The organism is Glaesserella australis, from assembly GCF_003260095.1.
In the GTDB taxonomy this organism is placed as follows: domain Bacteria; phylum Pseudomonadota; class Gammaproteobacteria; order Enterobacterales; family Pasteurellaceae; genus Glaesserella; species Glaesserella australis.
Genome location: NZ_PTPX01000018.1, coordinates 141,960 through 162,170 on the forward strand (window position 1 = coordinate 141,960; position 20,211 = coordinate 162,170).

Sequence of the window (20,211 nt, forward strand, 5' to 3'; positions counted from 1 at the left end):
TCCCTGCTAAGCAAGCGGTTAGATTTACAAAATACTTTGCAAAAGTGACCGCTTATAATGACTCTTTATAAATGCGGAAACCGTGATTCCAAACGGTTTCACGGTCTCAAACTAACTTCTGTTATCTAATATAAAATTAGTATAAACGAGTGTTACGTGCGTTCTCACGGAAGTTACGTTTAGCATGACGTTTCGCTAAAGACGCTTTTTCACGTTTACGAATTGTTGTTGGTTTCTCGTAGAATTCACGAGCACGAACTTCAGCTAATAAACCTGCTTTTTCGCAAGAGCGTTTGAAACGACGTAATGCAACGTCAAATGATTCATTTTCACGAACTTTAATTACTGGCATAAGCCATCACCTCAGGAAATATATGTTTAAATTAAACCGCACAATTGGTGGCGGCATAGAACTAAAAAAGGTGGTGCATTTTAGCCTAGACTGTCTCAGAAGTAAAGAGCATATTTACGCTAACTCTATTGTTCTAAAAACACGACTACTGTTTAAGAGCAATTTCCGCTAGAATAGGTCATTTCTTCTCTCAGTTATAGGATTTATGTATGCCTACATTACTTTCTAGAATAGAAACTAAGCACATCTCTTTTTTACTGAATATTCTCATTTCACTGTTCTTTGTAACAGTATTAATGTTCAAGAAAGGATATAGCTATGTACCAATGACACTAGGCGGCATAAGTGCTATTTACTTACTTCTCTACATTTTTAAATTCAAACAAAAATGGAGATTAGATAAAGAAGATAAATGGCTCATATTTGCCTTTTTAGCTTATTTCTCGACTTTCTTAATATCAGCGATTATTCACGGCGATGGCTTTAGAGAAATTGATAATCCAAGCAAGGTATTACTGTTTATACCACTGCTTCTTCTCATAACACAACTATTGACTCACGCCCATTTTATACTTTATGCAATTCCAGTAGGTTCCATTACCACAGGGCTTCTCGCTCTTATCCAAAAATTTTACTTAGGCTTACCTAAGCCATTCCCTGAAATTATGCATATCCAGGCAGGTAATATCTCCATCGCATTAGCATCATTTAGTATTGCCACTGCTATTTATTGGGGAATTCAAAAAAACTATCGATGGGTTATAATCAGTATTCTCGGTGTAATATTAGGTATGTTAGCTAGCGCGTTATCTGGAGCTCGAGGCGGTTGGATTGGATTACCTATCGTTATTTTAACCATTCTATATTGCTATAAAAAATACTTAAACATGAAATGGGTTAGTCTTGTCATCGGCTCTTTCATTATTTTAGCAACTATCTTAATTAGTGTGCCTAAATTCGGTGTTATTCAGCGTTATCATGAAGCAAAATCAGATATTACCCAATACTTATCTCACAATAATGAAAATTCATCGCTAGGGGCTCGATTTGATATGTGGGAAAATGCACTTCTTGGTATTGGAGAACGACCAATTCTAGGATGGGGCAGTAAAGGTTATATAGAATTAAAAAAACGCCAAGTAGAAAATGGAACTATGGCGGAATCAACATTATTATTTAATGACTCACATAATCAATATCTTGATACCTTTGTAAAACGAGGCATTATTGGTTTTATCAGTTTAATATTAATTCTAATTATCCCATTTACTTATTTCTTAAAAAGAATAAATTCATCTTGCTTAGAAATAAAATCTATAGCTACATTAGGCTTAATACATATTACGTCTACTTTATGTTATTTCCTAAGCCAAACATTCTTAGCCCACAATTCTGGATCTATATTTTATTTCTTCTTAATCACTCTCTTTTATAGTTTAATTAAAAATCTAGAGAAAGAGAAATAATATAAATAAAGAGCAGAAAGTACGAATTTTCCTGCTCTTTATAAATCAAACATATTATTAGTATGCTCCATTCTTTCTTAAAACAGCATTAATTGTTTTAAATAAAATAGCAATATCGTTCCAAAGAGACCAATTTTTTACATACCAAGAGTCAAAATAAACTCTCGTTTCATAATCAACATTATTACGTCCACTAACTTGCCATAATCCAGTCATGCCAGGTTTTGCCATTAAATAATAATCCACATCTTCTTGATAATAGGCTAACTCTTCTTTTACAACAGGTCTTGGACCAACTAAACTCATTTGCCCAACTAGCACATTAAATAATTGCGGTAATTCATCAAGACTGCTTTGTCTTAGAAACCGACCAACAGGCGTAATTCTAGGATCAATCTTTAACTTAAAATCTCTTTCCCATTCTCGTCTAGCCTCTTCATTATTTTCTAATAATTCTGATAAAATTTGCTCAGAATTAATAACCATTGAGCGGAACTTTAAACATTTAAATATTTTACCATTTTGCCCAATACGAGAATGTCCATATATTGCAGGTCCACCATCCTTCTTAATTAAACAAAAAATTGTCACAAGAACAGGAGAAAGTAATATAATAAATACCAATGATAAAAATATGTCAACTAATCGTTTAATAATTCTCGAAGAACGTTTCGCTAAATTATTATTAATTCGGAGAAGAATCACATCATAACTAAAAATAAAAGACATATCTGTACTATATAATGGTAATCCTCGTAATGTAGGAATAACTGATACAGAGCGATAGAATTTTTTAGATAGATATCTTAACCATCTATCACGTTCTTCACTTTCTTCATCTTCTAATGCAATAATAAATTGATCTGTTTTTTTAGTAACTAATTCCCAAATACTCTGTCTAGTTTCATTAATGATAGGGATATTTAGATCTCTCAACTCATTAGACTGATTGGTAGCAATAAAATACTTTATCCTAAATCCCAAATAAGGTTCACTCATCAAAGCATGGTAAGCGTCTATAGCATTCTTTCCACCACCAATAATAATTGTATCTTTTAAAAAATATTTTGTTCTTATCAAAACCGTTTTTATTAATACTCGCCCTATAGGTACTAAAACCAAAGCAATCATCCAAGTAAACACCCACAAATAACGGGAAAAATATAATTTAGAAAAAGTTATAATCGCAAGCTCTATAATAGAAATAATGATGAGAGTTCGAAATATTTCTTTAAGCTCAAACCAAAAAGGTTTCCGATAAGTATAATGTCTTAAACGAATCCAAAACCAAACTATACATATTATTGTTAATATAAGATGGATAAATAATCTTTCTTTCAGTTGCTCATGTGGGATATAACTATTTAACTCACCAAACCAAAGATAAATAAGAAATGTTGACAAAATTGATGCTATAAAACATAAGAAAAAATCAACAGATGCGAGTATATATTTAGACAAAACTTGTTTTTCCATTATTTCCAATACCCTTTATGCATACTTAATTTTCTAACTAACCATATAGGTAGTTTGTTCCAAATAAATCCTAACTTAAATCCAGAAAATTTAAACAGTATCGATAACAAGCTCATTGGAATCAATATAAAATTATTTTTCAATAAAAATTTAAGTTCTGAAATAACAAATTTTTTCCCCTCATTATTTGCCTTACCAAATTGCGATTGAATCCAAGCATGTTTTTGTTGGAAAACACCTGTATCAAAATAGCGCTGAAATTCCTGAATTAAAGAATAATTATGTGAATGATAAACTTGAGCTTCTGCACAATATACAACCTTATAATCCGCATTTATTATTTTAGCTGTTAAGTACATATCTTCAGCTAAAATAGTATCTTGTGGAAAACCACCTAGTTTATCAAATATAGATTTTCGATATGCTGCAAAGGAGTTTGACATAAAGACTGTTTTAAGCCCTAAAGAATTAATATCATTTTTACTTTTTATCACACTTTTATCTGGATAGTTAAATAATCGAGCATGAGTAGCCAACAAATTGGCATCTAAGTGAGGTAATTGACGACCGCAAACCGCAGCAATTTCTGGATTTTCAAAATTATTTATCAGATTTGCTAATGCTTGCCTATCTGCCAACAAAGCATCTTGAGTCAGAAAAACCAAAATATCCGTATCCATAGAAACGTATTGAGTAGCTAAATTTCGTGTATCTCCGTGATTAAATTCGGCTTTTGCAATTTTTTGCACAAAAAAACCCGCTTGTTCTGCTAAAACAGCGGTTTGATCTGTTGAGCATGAATCAATCACAATTACTTTATCAGCTCTTAAAGTTTGCTGGTTATAAGCTTTTATCCATTCTTCCCAAAGATAACCCGCATTATAAGTAGGGACAATAACTGAGAATTTCACTGAGTAATTTTCCCTTTCTTATTGACTATACCATCAAATACGGCTTTAAAAAGATTTTTAATATAATTCCATCTTTTTCCTGGAGAAAATAAAATAATAATAAATTGATGTAAAAAAGAAAAAAATATTTCTCTAAAAGCTAATAATTTAGGAAAATGGTTATATCTTAATAACAGAAAATTGTTCCTTATTCTATAATAGCGTCTTAATGGGGAATGTATAGGGACTTTAAACCATTTTAAATCAACAACGTCATCTCCAATACGATGTTTCATCACCGCATTAGTTACTATAAGCGTAGAATATCCTTTATGAAATGCTCTTAAAAACCACTCTGTATCAACATGATCAATAAATAAAGAATGGTCCATTTTCCCGATAATATTAAATAGTTCACATCTAATCATACTACCAGAAGATATAGCTATATTAGTTGTAAAATTTGGCATATTTGGCGATGGAATAATTTTTGTTCTCAATCCCCATTTATTACATTTAATAATCTGATAGTAGAAATTTCCTGCAATATTTTTATAAATAGGTGCAGAAATATCAGTTTTATTCTCTAAAATAGGCTTATAAAGCCTACTGATCAAATCATTACTCACAACAGAATCTTGATCAAAGAATACAATAACTTTAGCTCCCTGTTCTAGGGCTAAATCAATACCTATATTTTGTGCTTCTGCAATACCAACATTTTTACCTAATTTTCTATATAGATAACCTTTTTTATCAAAGTTAAGGAATTTTTCTTCCGAGTTATCTATAACAATGGGATAAACATCTTGTTGAATTAAAGAATTCAACAACTGATATATATTATCAGTCGGATGATAGCAAACAATTATTGCATAAATATATTTATTCATTTAAACTTTTACTAATAGATTCTGTTGGACAATTATTCACATCATAAGAAAGAAATGAAAGTAATAAATGAATACCAACCAAAATAAATAAAGCTGAAATCATTATTGTTCCTGTTGGTGTTTCTATCTCACTCATTGCATTACTAATCCAGTTATAAAAGCCAAATATTGTACCAAATAGAGTCATTATAGTCCCGAAAATTAATTCTAAGGAAGCAACATTAAAATCCTGTAAAAAATACTTATAAAATATCCTTTTTAAAAAATTTGAGAGATTCCCTTTTAAGAATGGAAAGAAAATCTTACTAATTTTTAGATTTGAAATTTCATCACCATATATCGCAACCATAGGAATATCTGTAACCTTAGCTGAAATAAGATTTAATCTAAAAAGAATATCACTTTCAAAAAAATAGCGTTTCTGAATTTTCTCCAAAGGAAGCATTTTTAGCACTTTTACACTAATTGCAGTATAGCCATTAGTAGGGTCAAAAATTTTCCAATAACCAGAAGATGCTTTAGTTAAAAAAGATAAAGCGATATTTCCAAAAAACCTAACTTTAGGCATATCTGTTACATCAGAAAGATTAAAAAACCTATTACCTTTTGTATAATCAGCCTCACCATTCGCAATAGGTAAAATAAATTTCTCTGCTAGATACGGATCCATTTGGTTATCACCATCAATTTTAACAACAATATCCATATGATCTAAAATAGCTTGTTTATATCCGGAAATAACTGCTCCACCAACTCCTTGATTTTCAGTGTGAAAAATTACTCTCACTCGAGAGTCTGTAATATGTTCTTGCACAAACTTACCACTCCCTTGATCACACTTATCATCAACGACATAAATCGTATCAAAATAATCAGGTATCTTATTAAGTACTTTTTCAATCTGTGCTAAAACTCGAAAAGTTGGTATAACAGCTGCAATTTTTTTATTTTTTAACATAAATATCCTTAGTTATTTATAAACCCATTTATTAGATAATATAAAGGTTACTGCTGCAACAATAGGTAGTGTAATTACTTTCGCTAGAATAATATCAACACCAAATTGTATTTGTAATTTTATTACCCATAGTGTTAACACATAATTAATTAACACTACAATAAGATATTTAAATGCATTAGACTTCGTTGCATGTTTCTCGAAAGTAAAATAGGTATGACAAAGATAGTTAAAAATTAAGCCACAAATAAATGCGATAGAAATAGACAAACTATTTTCCCATACTACATTTTTATTCAGAACATATAATACACCTATATCAATTAAGGCCGAACCTATACCAACAAATAAAAAAATAATTATTCTTTTCATCCTATTTCAAATAATACCTTTCAACTAATGAACCTAATGTAATAAAATTAGAAAAACTCAACAGTACCAAAACAGACAACTGATATATCCATTCATAACCACTCCGTTTTATATAAAAGAAAGAATAAATAAGAGCCAATGGAATAAAATATCTTCCTTGAACACCATGTATAAACTTTTCTTCTATTGGAGTCCAAGTTAACAATAATAAAAAGAAAGTAAGAAAAACAATAGAAAACAGAATAAAAGAATTAAATATAGAATAAAAAGAGAACACTTTCCTATAATCAATACCAAATAATAATAATATAGTTAAAAAAGATAAAATAAATTTATAACTCCACTGCGAGAAATGAACATCTATCCAGCCTAGAACTCCTATAAATTGTTGATAATACATAGATAATAAATTAGGGTTATCTACCAAAAATGTATTTATAAACATATTTATGAATTCTATTTTATGAGATAGATAATACTCTATTTTATTACTGGCATTCATTCCTGATTGAACAAAATGTTCACTGGATAATGTATATGTAAAAGCTGCAAAAGCAATCCACAACAAAATAAATAATATAGTGAAAAGTATTATTTTATACCCATGGCGAATCTTATTAATGTACGCAATCGGTAAAAACACTAAAATTATTGGCAACATATTCATTTTCATCGTAGATATTATGAAAACAATTCCACACCCTAATATAAAATGATAAACCGATAAATCCCTATATCTATATCCTTTCAATATAATTGCCCCCAACACTACAGATAATGAAAATAAAATTCCATCAGGATTAGCCGAAGCAAGCTGAAATATCGTCATAGGTAGTGCTAACATAGCATAGCCTAAATAACTGATAGGATAAATTCTATTAGCAAAAAAAATCAAAATTATGCAAAAAAATATAGCGGTGTATTTAGCCAGTTTATAGGTCTGATAAATAGAAAGATCTAATTTTTCACCTAAGAATATTCCTAGTGATAAAGGAATATAGGGCAAAGGAAAATATACTGCAGTATTAGCTAAAGGAGTTGGTATATATTCTTTTGCCCAACTATAATTTTTAGCTAAGTTATCCATTTCTGCTGACACTCTATTAACATGCTGAAATGGTAACACTTCATATATTTTCTCGAATTCCAACAAATTTTTATCTATAAGACCATTCCCATTCTTACTTAACAAAAATTCACCTTTAGAAATTGTATAACCTCGTTCAAAATGTTTAAATTCATCAGGAGCTTGGAAAGGAGGTGTCAGAATAGTTATCATAGCTATAGTCATCATCAGACCAAACATAAAAAAATAACTAAAACTGCTACTCTTATTACTTAATAATTTCATACAATTACTCTCGAAAAATTTCTATTAACTGGTCTACTTGATTTCTAAAACTAAATATATGAGATTTTTCTAATGAAATTTCTCTTTCACAATATTTCTCTTGATAACGTTCAATTACTCTTTGGATTGTATTCGCTAACTGTTTATAGTCACTATCAAGTGGAATAATATTACCATTCACATCTTCAATAATATCATCTATTGGACCTCCACAATCTGTGCTAATTACCCACACATTTCGCACAATAGCTTCCCGTATAGTTAACCCAAAGCTTTCTTTACATTGAGTTGGGAATAATAAAATATCAATTGAATCAAAGAAATCATCTAGAGTATCTTGAGTGTAAGCCGGAACAATTTCATAATTTTCTATCCCATTAAAATCTTTATCTATATAAGTTCTTAGTCCTAAATTCAGTGCATTATCTACAACAACTAATTTAGCATTACTAAATTTATATTCTCTGAATGCCTTTGATATTAGTGGAAATCCTTTCATAAAACCATTTCCACCAACATATCCAAACCGAATAGTTCTAGAAATAGATTTGTACTCTAAACATTGTGGATAATTAATTCCATTTTTGTTTAAAATTGGTTTTCTTCCTATATAAGAATAATATAATTCCTGAGAATAAGAACTAGGAGCTAATAAATAATCAACATTTTCTAGAATAGAATACAATCTATTATATCTAATAGCGTATTTACTTCCATTACCAGCACATTTTATACACTCACTTTTATTTAATGTATATTGATGACAGAACTTCCCATCTGGCTTAATCATAAATTGTTGAGAGCAAATCCACCAAGCATCGTGCAAAGTTACAGCTGTCTTGATTCGTTTTTTATGACATAGTTCTACAATATCGACACCTAATCCCTGAATAGCATGAAAATGAGCAATATCTGGTGAAACTAATTCTATAATTTTTTCTACGATCTCAGCCACTCTTGCATTAGTATATACTCCCATATCTGTATCAGGAATAGCAATCCCAAACACAGTAACACCATTATGTTCATATCTAACAATAGAATAAGGAGATAAAGACATACTTACTGGTAAAGAAGTTACTACATAAACTTCAAAATCATTTTCCTTCATTAAATTGTTAATTTCTTCAGCAACTATAGTTGCTCCACCAAAAGATCTTGGATAATAGAAAATATTAAATGATAACAATCGCTTTTTTAGATGATTATTACACTCTGGCAATAAATGTAATAATTTTTTAGCTATATATTGATATGAATAACCTTTATTGACATCAGTATATGCTTGCTCAGCAAGGCATTTTCTTAAATCTCGGCTATTTATAAGCTTAATAAAACATTCATACCATTCCTTATCAGAATTAGCTAATAAACCATTTTTATTATGAATTACGACATCAGTAAAAGATTGTAGTGGCGAACATATAGATGGAATTTTAAGTATTGATGCTTCTAAATATTTTATATTACTTTTGGCATGATTTGTTATAGAGTTCTCTAAAGGAGCTATACTTATATCGCATTCTGATAATAATCTTAGATATTCTGGATAACTACAAAATTCTATTCTTTCTATTTTATCTTTTAATTCACTAAAATAGCTTGGTAATTCCAACATTCCAATAAGCCTAAAGACCACGTTATCATATTCTCTTAATATCTTGGCTAAAGACGGCGCAACTTCTTGGAAGTCTATATTATGTGCTGTAGTTCCTGAACCATATACGATTCTTATTTTATCATCTACTACACATCTATTTATTAAAATCTCGTTAGCAATATTTAATGTTTCTTCATCTATAGCATTCTCAATAATAAATACATCCTTCATCCCAACTGCTTTCATTTCAGAAGCTAATTTAGATGTAGATGTTATAGCATAATTACAAGCGAGCATTGCTTTCTTAAATAATTCTGCATCTTTATATAAATTATCACGAACATGAATAGGTAGAGATTGAACTGTTCTATTTTCTTCTAAAATAGTTCTATTGAACATCAAATCATCGATTTCCCAAAATGTTGGAATATTAAGTCTTTTACACTCATTTATTAAAGTAATGACATCATTTTCATAATATACTCTATAAAAAATAACATATGAGCTTAATGAGATTAGGCTTTTTGCTTTATTAGCATCTTTCCAAGATACAATCTCACATTTAATACCCAATTGTTCAAAAAGTTCCTTCTTCTGTATAACTCTATATTTAGTACATTGTGGAATACCCATTTCTGCAATAATTAGAATTCTTTTCTCAAAAATATTACTTGCCTTTTTTGTAACATTAGACAAAAATTCCATATTCTCAGTTTTCTGACATGATGGAGTTTCAATTTCAGATTGCATAATCAGTTTATTAACTGAATTATAAAGATCTCTAACCCCACCATTTCGTAATTTAGATATACATAATTTAGAAAGATTGAATACCCCACCTTTTCTTTCAATAGTTATTGGTAACGCCACAAGTATTCTTTTTATAAGTCTTAAATTTATTCCCAATTTTCTAGCTATACTAGTGATTTTCCAAGAACGACTATTTTCCATCAAATATATTACTTTTTCTAATTCTCCGATCCTATTTTTTAATAATCTAATATCATTTTCTAATTCAATTATATATTTTTCATGATAAGCAACATCTTCATTTGAAGACTGAACACTCTTCAAACCTTTTTCTTTATAATATTCTAGATTATTTAAATCTTCTTTACCCTGCATGCCAATATAACCTTAATCCTTAACAAACATCTAAATAGGCGTCAGAAACATCTCTTATGTCCCCTTTAGCCCGAACAATACCTTTATCAATCCAAAGCGCATATTTACAAAGCTCTTTAACTTGATCAATAGAATGAGATACAAACAACAATGTTGTCCCTCCTGACAACATATTCTCCATTCTCTTTTTACATTTTTCTTGGAATGATGCATCTCCAACAGCTAGAACTTCATCTACAATCAAAATATCAGGCTTTACTATCGTTGCAATAGAAAATCCTAATCTTGCAGCCATTCCTGATGAGAAATTTTTAATAGGAACATCAATAAAATCTTGAAGTTCTGCAAATTCAATAATTTCATCAAAATGCTCTTCCATGAAAGAACGCTTGTATCCCAATAAAGCACCATTCAGAAAAATATTTTCTCTTGCAGTTAATTCTCCATCAAATCCAGCCCCTAGTTCAATAAGAGGCGCAATGGTCCCTTTAACTTCAACGCTACCTTTGTAAGGTTCTAGGATACCACAAATCAATTTCAGTAAAGTTGATTTACCAGATCCATTGTTACCAATAAGTCCCCAAGATTCACCTTTTTTTATTTCTAAATTAATGTCTTTTAAAGCAAGAAACTCCTGGAACATCAATTGACCTTTCATCATTCTGATTACGTAATCTTTAAGCCCACTATAGTTTTCTGTTGCTTTATTAAATCTAACGGTTGCATTATGCACTTCTATAACATTGTCTTGATGCATCATATATATAAAATAAACTCATTTTGTTTTTTGTTAAAATACCAAATACCTATAATAAGCATAAGGAACGCAATAATTGTACCTATAACAATAGAACTATAATTTGGAAATTGTGCATATAAGACAATATCTCTAAATTGTTCAATGTACCAGTACATAGGATTTACACTTTTATAAAGTGTCTGATATTCTATGGGGATAATAGATACTGGGTAAAAGATAGGAGTTAAATACATCCACATAGATAAGAAAACTCCCCATAGATACTGAATATCTCTAAAAAAAACAGTCGCCGCAGATAGAAATAGACCAATTCCCAAGCTAAAAATGAAAACTTGAAATAAAACTATTGGAAAAAATAGTAAGTTCATAGAGAAAGATGTACCTGTGATTAGCATTACTAATAACAAAGCACTTAAGGAAAATATTAAATTAACCAAAGAACTTCCTACTTTTGATAATGTAAATATATACTTAGGCACATAAGTCTTTTTTAATAAAGATGCATTACCAGTAATTGAGGTAACAGATATATTTGTTGCTTCCACCATAAAATTAAATAGTATCTGAGCGGATAATAGATACACGGGAAAATTAGGAATATCAAATCTAAATAAGTTAGAAAAAACAATAACTAAGACCATCATTAACATTAATGGATTTAGAATACTCCATAAATATCCTAAATAGCTTCTTCTATATTTTAATTTTATGTCTCGAATAATAAGCTGCTTTAATAGTTCATCAAATGCTAAAAGACGTTGAAATTTACCTTTAAATTTATTAAACATATAATCTCTTTTTACTATATTTATTACTCGAACGTTAATGTATCTTCCAAAAATTTACCAGCTAAATCTTTAGCCGACAAACTCGGTTCACCATCTAATGGCCATTCAATCCCAACGGTTTTATCGTTCCAAATTAATGAATGTTCAGCCTTAGGATTGTAGTAGTCTGTACATTTATAAGTAAATTCAGCAGTTTCAGTTAAAACATAAAAACCGTGAGCAAAACCTTCAGGAACCCATAGCTGACGTTTATTCTCAGCAGATAAAATTTCCCCCACCCATTGCCCAAAAGTTGGAGAATTCTTACGTAAGTCAACCGCGACATCAAATACTGCACCTTGAACAACACGCACAAGTTTACCTTGTGTATTTTCTGTTTGATAATGTAAGCCTCGTAAAACACCTTTGACTGATTTTGAATGGTTTTCTTGTACAAATGTACGATTCGCTACATTTTCTTTGAACCATTCATCACGAAAGGTTTCCATAAAGAACCCACGTTCATCACCGAATACCGTTGGTTCTAATAATTTTACATCAGGAATTTTTGTCTCAATAATTTTCATAATTTAACCTTTTTTATAGCTCGTATAATCTCGCTGTTGAAAAACTCAATGCGGGGAATTTTACTGATGTAATCACATCACCTTCTACCACTGGTGTAATTCCGATATATTTCCCATTTTCTAAAACATAAATATGAATATTTTGCTCTTCTGGACGAACAACCCAGTATTCACTCACGCCTTGTTCTTGATAAAGCTCGTATTTATCTTTCATCTCTCGCTTGGAATTACCTGGCGAGAGAATTTCAACTACTAAATCAGGTGCACCAATACAGCCTTTTTCATCTAATTTTTTTGGATCGCAAATCACACATAAGTCAGGCTGAACAACGGTTTTTATTTTGCCACCTTGGTCAGGGAAGCGAACATCGAATGGGGCAACATATAATTCACATTTATGCCCCGAGAATACATTTAAGAACTCTTTCGTTAGCTTCATAGAAATACGCTGATGCAACCGATTAGGTGCAGGCGACATAGCCATAATTTTGCCTTTGATTATCTCTACTCGTTCTTTCAATTTCCAAACAAGATAATCTGAATAGCTGTAGCTACCATTGGGATCTAATTGATCTAAACGAGTAATTTCATTCATTGGGATTAAGCTCATATCGCCTCCTGATATTTAACTCTTATACGCTTTAATATTTTTTAAAGCCTGTTGCCAATCACTTGGTTCAACATCAAATACCTGCTTAACTTTCGTTAAATCTAAACGAGAGTTAGCTGGGCGTTTAGCTGGCGTTGGATAATCGCTTGTTGCAATACTGCTTACAAGCGGTTGTTTTTCAATAATATTTTGCAATTCAGCTTCTGCAAAAATCGCTTTCGCAAATTCATACCAACTGACATAAGGTTTGCCCGTAAAGTGATAAACGCCAAAAGCATTTTCCTTGCCTGCAAGGATTTGATTGGCAATTTCAATCAAGGCTTTGGCAATGTCACCCGCGTAAGTTGGGCCACCAAACTGATCGCCCACAACACCCAACGTATCACGATCTTTTGCAAGACGTAGCATCGTTTTAACAAAGTTATGACCATGCTCCCCAAATACCCAAGCGGTACGTAAAATAATCGAACGGGCATTTGCCTGCTGCACGGCAATTTCGCCTGCTAGTTTGGTCTTACCATATACACCCTGTGGACCGGTTTTATCACTCTCTTTATATTCGTGTGAGCCTTCGCCATTAAACACATAGTCAGTCGAGATATGTAAAATCAACGCACCAATTTCATTTGCCGCTTCTGCAAGATATTGTGGACCTTTCACATTAATGGCTTCAGACAGTTCAATTTCTGTTTCTGCTTTATCTACCGCAGTATGCGCTGCAGCATTGATAATTACATCAGGGCGGAAAGATCTCACCGTATTAAAAACTGCATCCCGATCAGTTATATCCAATTCATCACGATCAATAGCCAAAATTTCTGCTTTGCCTGTTAATTGTTGCGTTAAACAATGACCAACTTGCCCTTTAGCTCCCGTAATTAAAAACTTTGCCATTATTTACCACCTTTTACTAAACGTAATAAGTATTGACCATATTCATTTTTTGCCATTGGTTTAGCAAGGGTTTCGACTTGTTCAGACGTAAGCCAGCCATTACGCCATGCAATTTCTTCTAAGCAAGCGACTTGCAGATTTTGCACATGTTCAATCGTTTTCACAAAAGAAGCCGCTTCGTGCAAACTGTCGTGAGTTCCCGTATCTAACCAAGCGAAACCACGCCCTAATAGTTGCACATTTAATGTACCGTCATTTAGATACATTTCGTTTAACGTGGTAATTTCTAATTCACCACGCGCTGAAGGTTTAACTTGCTTTGCAAATTTAACTACACGGTTATCATAGAAATATAACCCCGTTACTGCGTAATTTGATTTTGGTTTTGCTGGTTTTTCTTCAATGGAAATGGCTTTAAAGTTTTCATCAAATTCTACAACCCCGAAACGCTCAGGGTCTTTTACTTGGTACCCAAAAACTGCTGCTCCTTTGTTATCTGCGTGTGCCGCAGCTTCTTTTAAGGCTGCTGTAAAGTGCTGACCATAGAAAATATTATCACCTAACACTAAGCAAACGCTGTCGTTACCGATAAACTCTTCGCCAATTAAAAAGGCTTGGGCTAAACCGTCTGGGCTTGGCTGAATCGCATATTGAAGATGGATACCAAAATCTGAACCATCGCCCAACAAACGTTTGAATGCTTCATTATCTTCAGGGGTAGTAATAATTAAAATATCACGGATACCCGCCAACATCAGCACAGACAATGGATAGTAAATCATTGGCTTATCATAAACAGGAAGTAACTGTTTCGATACACCACGGGTAATCGGATAAAGGCGCGTACCGGAACCTCCAGCAAGAATAATACCTTTCATAGTCACCTACTTGTTTGTACCTAAACGCTCTAAATTATAAGAACCATCTAACACACGGCTCCACCATTTTTTATTATTCAAGTACCACTCCACCGTTTTGCGAATACCCGTTTCAAAGGTTTCTTGTGGTTTCCAGCCTAGCTCGTTGCCAATTTTAGTTGCATCAATGGCATAACGTACATCGTGGCCTGGACGGTCTGTGACATAAGTAATTAAATCTTCGTATTTCGCTACGCCAGCAGGTTTATTTGGCACTAATTCTTCTAATAGACCACAAATCGTACGCACCACTTCAATATTTGCTTTTTCGTTATGACCGCCGATATTATAGGTTTCGCCTACTACGCCTTCTGTGACGACTTTATACAATGCACGAGCGTGATCTTCCACAAATAACCAGTCACGAATTTGCATACCGTTGCCGTAAACAGGTAATTGTTTACCCTCTAAGGCATTTAAAATCATCAATGGGATCAGTTTTTCAGGGAAGTGGAAAGGACCATAGTTATTTGAGCAGTTAGTCACAATAGTCGGTAAACCATAAGTACGCAACCACGCACGCACCAAATGATCGCTTGATGCTTTTGATGCAGAATAAGGGCTAGAAGGTGCATAAGGCGTTGTTTCTGTGAATAAATCATCAGTTCCTTCTAAATCACCGTATACTTCATCAGTTGAAATATGGTGAAAGCGAAATGCTGATTTTTTCTCAGCATCTAAGCCATTCCAATAGTTACGTGCTGCTTCTAATAAGGTATAAGTACCCACGATATTGGTTTCAATAAATGCCGCAGGACCATCAATAGAACGATCTACGTGGCTTTCAGCCGCCAAATGCATGACCGCATCAGGCTGATGTTGGTTAAATACACGTTCTAATTCGGCTTTATCGCAAATATCGACTTGCTCAAAGGTATAACGAGCATTATCTGAAACAGATTCTAAAGATTCTAGGTTACCCGCATAAGTGAGTTTATCTACATTAATAACTGAATCTTGCGTGTCGTTAATGATATGGCGAACGACCGCAGAGCCAATAAAACCTGCACCACCTGTAACTAAAATTTTCATATTTTGATCCTAAATTTAACTAGTCAAAAATTGCTTCATTATAGCTGAATATAAATTGTTTACCACCATAAAACTATTTTGATGACTTTATTGCCCTTCCCTAACAATTGTTAGATAATGCACCACTTTCTAGAAATTTGATGTAGGACAAAAAATGAGTGATATAAATGTACCTCTCGTCTTTACCGATGCGGCGGCTCGCAAAGTAAAGAGTTTGATTGAAGGGGAAGACAATCCAAACCTACGTTTACGTGTGTATATTACAGGTGGTGGATGCAGTGGTTTCCAGTACGGTTTTACTTTTGACGATCAAGTCAATGACGGAGATCTAACGATTGAGAACCAAAATGTTGGCTTAGTGGTCGATCCGATGAGTCTGCAATATTTAATCGGCGGAACGGTAGATTATGTAGAAGGGCTTGAAGGCTCTCGCTTTGTAGTGCAAAACCCAAATGCGAGTTCAACCTGTGGCTGTGGTTCATCTTTTAGTATTTGAAAAATATTTCAACAAAAAGACCGCTTGTATTGGTGTGATACAAGCGGTCTTTTTCTATCTCTTTTTTACAAAATGATACTTAAGCTAAATAAGACATTCGTCACTAAGGCGATCCCCGCCATTTCGCCTAATTTAGGGCGCAGTTCTGCTGGATCTTTATGGCGATAAACAAATAAGCCATGTTTAACTAATAGCGGTGTTGCCAGTAAAAATAAGAAGTTATACCAATGATTGAAATGTGCTAGCGCAAAACTCAAGTAAGAGAGCAATGCCACACTAAGTAATACAACATGGTAAATACGTCCATTTTGGCTACCGATGCGGACAATCAGTGTATTTTTCCCTGCTTGTCTATCTTGTTCAATGTCTCGTAAGTTATTGATATTTAATACTGCAACGGAAAGTAATCCACAACCAAACGCAGGCAATAATAGATTTGGTGTGAGTTCGTGGGCTTGCAAATAGAATGTCCCTAATACAGCAAGAAAACCGAAGAAAATTAACACTGAAATATCGCCTAGACCCAAATAGCCATAAGGCTTTTTACCCACGGTATAGGTAATCGCTGCAACAATTGCAACAATTCCTAAACCAGCAAACACCAATAAATCTTGCCAAGTTTGATAAGCATAGCCGATTAAAATAGCCCCCGAAAGAAACGCCAATATTGCCACTACAATCAATGCTCGTTTTAACTGTTCGCCACTGATTTGCCCATGTTGAATGGCACGAAGCGGACCAATGCGTTCTGTGGTATCGGATCCTTTTACATGATCGCCATAGTCATTGGCGAAGTTTGAAAGAATCTGCAATAAGATTGTAGTAATAAAAGCCAATAATGTCGTGACAACATTAAACTGCCCTTGCCACCCTGCAAGCGCTGATCCCACTAAAATAGACGCTAACGCCAAAGGTAATGTCTTTGGGCGAGCGGTCGAAAACCAAATCGAGAAAGAAGAATCTTTATTCATATTAAATAGATACTTATTGGAAGTTTTACTTTGAAAGTTGCGCATATTATTACACAATGCGACTCTATATTTTGATTTTTCGCAGAATTTTATAGATTTTATGACAAATCCGATTTCTCCTTTGATGGTCAATCCTATTGGGATCGTTCATTCGCCTTATGACGAAAAATTTGCTGTGCCACGACAACCTAATCTTGTCAAAGAAGGTAAAGGTATTTTGCAACTGCTTCCCCCTTATAATACACCTGATGCCGTACGTGGCTTGGAACAGTTTAGCCACCTTTGGCTTATTTTTCAGTTTCACCACATTCCTGAACGAGAGTGGCATGCGACTGTTCGCCCGCCACGCTTGGGCGGCAATGAACGAGTAGGGGTTTTCGCTAGCCGTGCGACACATCGTCCAAATCCTATCGGGCTTTCTAAAGTCGAATTAAAGAAAGTGGAAATCACAGATGGCAATGTTTTTCTCCACTTAGGCAGCGTCGATTTAGTCGATGGTACACCGATTTTAGATATTAAACCTTACATTGCTTATGCAGATAGCGAACCGAATGCGGTTTCAGGTTTTGCACAAAGTAAGCCCGAAGCCAAGCTCTGCGTTACCTTCAGTGAGTCTGCATTACAAGCGGTCCGATCCAGTGAAAATTTTGCAAAATTTGGGATTGAAGATCCGATAACCTTTATTCAAGAAATCATTGAGCAAGATCCCCGCCCGGCTTATCAGCAAGGGAAAGTAAACAATCGCTCTTATGGTATGTCGGTTGCAGGACTTAATATCAAATGGAAAATAAACGAAGACAGCTTAAACAAAGCAACTGTTTTTGCTATTGAGCTTGGGAACTAATTTGCAAAATGATGCTCTAAGCCCCCATTCAAGACTAAATCGGTCGTTATCCTAAAAGGTATTTAATATGAAATTGAAAAATTATCTTGCAATCTTACCGCTTGCATTAGTGACACTAGGCGTTTCTGCTGAAACAGAAAATAATAGCCTAGCGACGAAAACAGAAAACGGTTCTGTTTTTCATTTTTCTACTCAAGTCACTCGCAGTGTTGATAAAGATTTAATGCATGCCGATGTTTATAGCCGTAAATCAGGCAAAAATTTGGCTGAATTGAAAAAAACAGTTTCCAATGACTTAAACAAAGTCTTAACGCTTGCAAAGCAAGATTCAAGTATTGAAGTTTCAGCAGATGGCATCAGCAATTACGCTGAATATGATAATAAAGGCAAAGTGATTGGTTGGGTGGCAGAAGGTCATATTCAGCTTAAAGGTAAAAATTTTGACGCCATCGCTAACGTGTTAGAAAACTTAGGCGACAACGTTGCGATTAACGCTGTACGCTTTAGTGTTTCCCCTGAAAAAGCAAGCGCTCTTGAAGACGAAATGACCTTAGAAATCATTCAGCAATTTCAGCATAAAGCAGAAGTGATTCAAAAAGGCTTAAAAGCAAATAAATATATCTTAAGTGATATTCGCTTAGAGACACCAAACAGTGCTAATGATGGCTATACATCACCACGTATGTATGCGATGGAAGCTGCATCTGTCAGCATGAAATCAGCTAATGAATTACCACTTGAAGCGGGAAAACAAACTATCAATGCATCTGCATCAGGTAAAGTCCGTTTTGAGTAAACCCTATTTTAAGAAGTAGATAGACTACTTCTTAAAACTTCACGTTCATATTGAACGCTTTAACATGGCATTTCGTCATTTTTTAATTAAAGGAAAGTAAAATGAAAAAATATTTCGCCGAATTTTTTGGCACATTCTGGTTGGTATTTGGTGGTTGTGGTAGTGCTGTTCTAGCGGCAGGTATTCCAGACTTAGGTATTGGTTATATGGGTGTATCATTAGCCTTTGGTTTAACCGTATTAACCATGGCTTACGCTGTTGGTCATATTTCAGGCGGACACTTTAACCCAGCGGTCTCTATCGGCTTATTGGTTGGTGGTCGTTTTAATGCAAAAGATTTAGTCCCTTATATTGCATCACAAGTATTGGGTGCTATCGCAGCAGCGGCTGTGCTTTATGCCATCGCATCAGGTGTCGCTGGTTTCGATGCCACAGCTGGTTTTGCAAGCAATGGTTACGGTGAACACTCACCACATGGCTATAGCCTTGTTGCTGCATTATTGATTGAAGTCGTATTAACGGCATTCTTCTTAATGATCATCATGGGCGCAACAGATAAACGTGCACCAGCAGGCTTTGCACCTATTGCGATCGGTTTAGGCTTAACCTTAATTCACTTAATCAGCATTCCTGTGACAAATACATCGGTAAACCCAGCTCGCTCTACAGGTGTAGCACTGTTCCAAGGTAGTTGGGCTATTGAACAATTATGGATGTTCTGGGTCGCGCCAATCGTAGGTGCAGTCATTGGTGCTTTAGCATATCGTTTTATCGCTGAAGAAAAGTAATCTAAATTCGTTTATAATGCAGTCTTTCACTAGATAGACTGCATTTTTATATTGATATGAAACACTTAGTTAATATTTTCGGATTAATTCTTCTCTGTAGCACATTAAGTGCTTGCCTTGTGACATCGGTTGTTGGTGCAACGGTTGGGGCTGCAACAACGGTAGTCGGTGCCGCTGTTGATGTGGCAGATGCTGTAACCCCTGATATTACAGATTAATGATAATCTTAAAATGGCCGCTGTATCACTACAAGCGGTCACTTTCTT

22 protein-coding genes are annotated in these 20,211 nt (G+C 33.7%); 6 read left to right on the top strand and 16 right to left on the bottom strand.

Annotated features, from left to right (window positions below):
• Positions 1-136: 136 nt before the first annotated feature.
• Positions 137-352, bottom strand: coding sequence for a 30S ribosomal protein S21 (rpsU, locus tag C5N92_RS09750; RefSeq protein WP_005712190.1), 216 nt, complete (start codon positions 350-352; stop codon positions 137-139).
• Between the two features lie 209 nt (positions 353-561).
• Here rpsU and C5N92_RS09755 point away from each other — a divergent pair, with 209 nt between their 5' ends.
• Positions 562-1,818, top strand: coding sequence for an O-antigen ligase family protein (locus C5N92_RS09755; protein ID WP_111750658.1), 1,257 nt, complete (start codon positions 562-564; stop codon positions 1,816-1,818).
• Positions 1,819-1,875: 57 nt separating this feature from the next.
• Here C5N92_RS09755 and wbaP read toward each other — a convergent pair whose 3' ends face one another.
• Genes wbaP through rffG form a run of 14 tightly spaced genes read right to left on the bottom strand, consistent with a single transcriptional unit; the run spans position 1,876 to position 16,050 of the window.
• Positions 1,876-3,294, bottom strand: a complete 1,419-nt coding sequence (wbaP, locus tag C5N92_RS09760; RefSeq protein WP_111750659.1) for an undecaprenyl-phosphate galactose phosphotransferase WbaP — start codon at positions 3,292-3,294, stop codon at positions 1,876-1,878.
• On the bottom strand, positions 3,294-4,205 hold the full coding sequence (locus tag C5N92_RS09765) for a glycosyltransferase family 2 protein (RefSeq protein WP_111750660.1): 912 nt from the start codon (positions 4,203-4,205) through the stop codon (positions 3,294-3,296). Before C5N92_RS09765 ends, wbaP begins: the two co-directional genes overlap by 1 nt.
• Positions 4,202-5,077 (bottom strand): glycosyltransferase family 2 protein, encoded by an 876-nt coding sequence (locus C5N92_RS09770; RefSeq protein WP_111750661.1) that lies wholly within the window; start codon positions 5,075-5,077, stop codon positions 4,202-4,204. Before C5N92_RS09770 ends, C5N92_RS09765 begins: the two co-directional genes overlap by 4 nt.
• Positions 5,070-6,035 carry a glycosyltransferase family 2 protein gene (locus tag C5N92_RS09775; protein WP_111750662.1) on the bottom strand — a complete coding sequence of 322 codons (966 nt, stop codon included), beginning with the start codon at positions 6,033-6,035 and terminating at the stop codon, positions 5,070-5,072. The genes C5N92_RS09770 and C5N92_RS09775 overlap by 8 nt, the downstream gene beginning before the upstream one ends.
• Positions 6,036-6,047: 12 nt before the next feature.
• Positions 6,048-6,407 carry a GtrA family protein gene (locus C5N92_RS09780; RefSeq protein WP_111750663.1) on the bottom strand — a complete coding sequence of 120 codons (360 nt, stop codon included), beginning with the start codon at positions 6,405-6,407 and terminating at the stop codon, positions 6,048-6,050.
• Position 6,408: 1 nt separating this feature from the next.
• Positions 6,409-7,758: a DUF2142 domain-containing protein gene (locus C5N92_RS09785; protein WP_111750664.1), complete on the bottom strand. Its 1,350-nt coding sequence runs from the start codon at positions 7,756-7,758 to the stop codon at positions 6,409-6,411.
• A gap of 4 nt (positions 7,759-7,762) precedes the next feature.
• On the bottom strand, positions 7,763-10,483 hold the full coding sequence (locus C5N92_RS09790; RefSeq protein ID WP_111750665.1) for a glycosyltransferase: 2,721 nt from the start codon (positions 10,481-10,483) through the stop codon (positions 7,763-7,765).
• Between the two features lie 19 nt (positions 10,484-10,502).
• Positions 10,503-11,240, bottom strand: coding sequence for an ABC transporter ATP-binding protein (locus C5N92_RS09795; protein ID WP_111750710.1), 738 nt, complete (start codon positions 11,238-11,240; stop codon positions 10,503-10,505).
• A complete protein-coding gene (locus C5N92_RS09800; RefSeq protein WP_111750666.1) occupies positions 11,240-12,031 on the bottom strand; it encodes an ABC transporter permease in 792 nt (263 codons plus the stop codon). Before C5N92_RS09800 ends, C5N92_RS09795 begins: the two co-directional genes overlap by 1 nt.
• 23 nt (positions 12,032-12,054) lie before the next feature.
• Entirely contained in the window at positions 12,055-12,597 is a 543-nt protein-coding gene (gene rfbC / locus C5N92_RS09805) for a dTDP-4-dehydrorhamnose 3,5-epimerase (RefSeq protein WP_111750667.1), read from the bottom strand.
• A gap of 13 nt (positions 12,598-12,610) precedes the next feature.
• Positions 12,611-13,207, bottom strand: a complete 597-nt coding sequence (locus C5N92_RS09810) for a Uma2 family endonuclease (RefSeq protein ID WP_111750668.1) — start codon at positions 13,205-13,207, stop codon at positions 12,611-12,613.
• A 15-nt stretch (positions 13,208-13,222) separates the two neighbouring features.
• Entirely contained in the window at positions 13,223-14,101 is an 879-nt protein-coding gene (rfbD, locus tag C5N92_RS09815) for a dTDP-4-dehydrorhamnose reductase (protein ID WP_111750669.1), read from the bottom strand.
• Positions 14,101-14,979 carry a glucose-1-phosphate thymidylyltransferase RfbA gene (rfbA, locus tag C5N92_RS09820; RefSeq protein WP_111750670.1) on the bottom strand — a complete coding sequence of 293 codons (879 nt, stop codon included), beginning with the start codon at positions 14,977-14,979 and terminating at the stop codon, positions 14,101-14,103. The genes rfbD and rfbA overlap by 1 nt, the downstream gene beginning before the upstream one ends.
• A 6-nt stretch (positions 14,980-14,985) precedes the next feature.
• Entirely contained in the window at positions 14,986-16,050 is a 1,065-nt protein-coding gene (gene rffG / locus C5N92_RS09825; RefSeq protein WP_111750671.1) for a dTDP-glucose 4,6-dehydratase, read from the bottom strand.
• Positions 16,051-16,204: 154 nt separating this feature from the next.
• On the opposite strand from rffG, the gene erpA reads away from it, so the two are divergent.
• Complete coding sequence (gene erpA / locus C5N92_RS09830) at positions 16,205-16,546, top strand: iron-sulfur cluster insertion protein ErpA (protein WP_111750672.1); 342 nt, start codon at positions 16,205-16,207, stop codon at positions 16,544-16,546.
• A 65-nt stretch (positions 16,547-16,611) separates the two neighbouring features.
• Here the strand turns inward: erpA and C5N92_RS09835 are convergent, their stop codons facing one another.
• Positions 16,612-17,517 carry a 1,4-dihydroxy-2-naphthoate polyprenyltransferase gene (locus tag C5N92_RS09835; RefSeq protein WP_111750673.1) on the bottom strand — a complete coding sequence of 302 codons (906 nt, stop codon included), beginning with the start codon at positions 17,515-17,517 and terminating at the stop codon, positions 16,612-16,614.
• A gap of 100 nt (positions 17,518-17,617) precedes the next feature.
• Here C5N92_RS09835 and tsaA point away from each other — a divergent pair, with 100 nt between their 5' ends.
• The 4 genes from tsaA to C5N92_RS11270 all read left to right on the top strand — a co-directional run bounded on the left by tsaA (position 17,618) and on the right by C5N92_RS11270 (position 20,163).
• Positions 17,618-18,361: a tRNA (N6-threonylcarbamoyladenosine(37)-N6)-methyltransferase TrmO gene (gene tsaA, locus C5N92_RS09840; RefSeq protein ID WP_111750674.1), complete on the top strand. Its 744-nt coding sequence runs from the start codon at positions 17,618-17,620 to the stop codon at positions 18,359-18,361.
• A 67-nt stretch (positions 18,362-18,428) separates the two neighbouring features.
• Positions 18,429-19,157: an SIMPL domain-containing protein gene (locus tag C5N92_RS09845; RefSeq protein ID WP_111750675.1), complete on the top strand. Its 729-nt coding sequence runs from the start codon at positions 18,429-18,431 to the stop codon at positions 19,155-19,157.
• A 101-nt stretch (positions 19,158-19,258) separates the two neighbouring features.
• Positions 19,259-19,945, top strand: a complete 687-nt coding sequence (gene aqpZ, locus C5N92_RS09850) for an aquaporin Z (protein WP_111750676.1) — start codon at positions 19,259-19,261, stop codon at positions 19,943-19,945.
• Positions 19,946-20,001: 56 nt separating this feature from the next.
• Positions 20,002-20,163 carry a hypothetical protein gene (locus C5N92_RS11270; protein ID WP_165827755.1) on the top strand — a complete coding sequence of 54 codons (162 nt, stop codon included), beginning with the start codon at positions 20,002-20,004 and terminating at the stop codon, positions 20,161-20,163.
• The last annotated feature ends 48 nt before the right edge of the window (positions 20,164-20,211 follow it).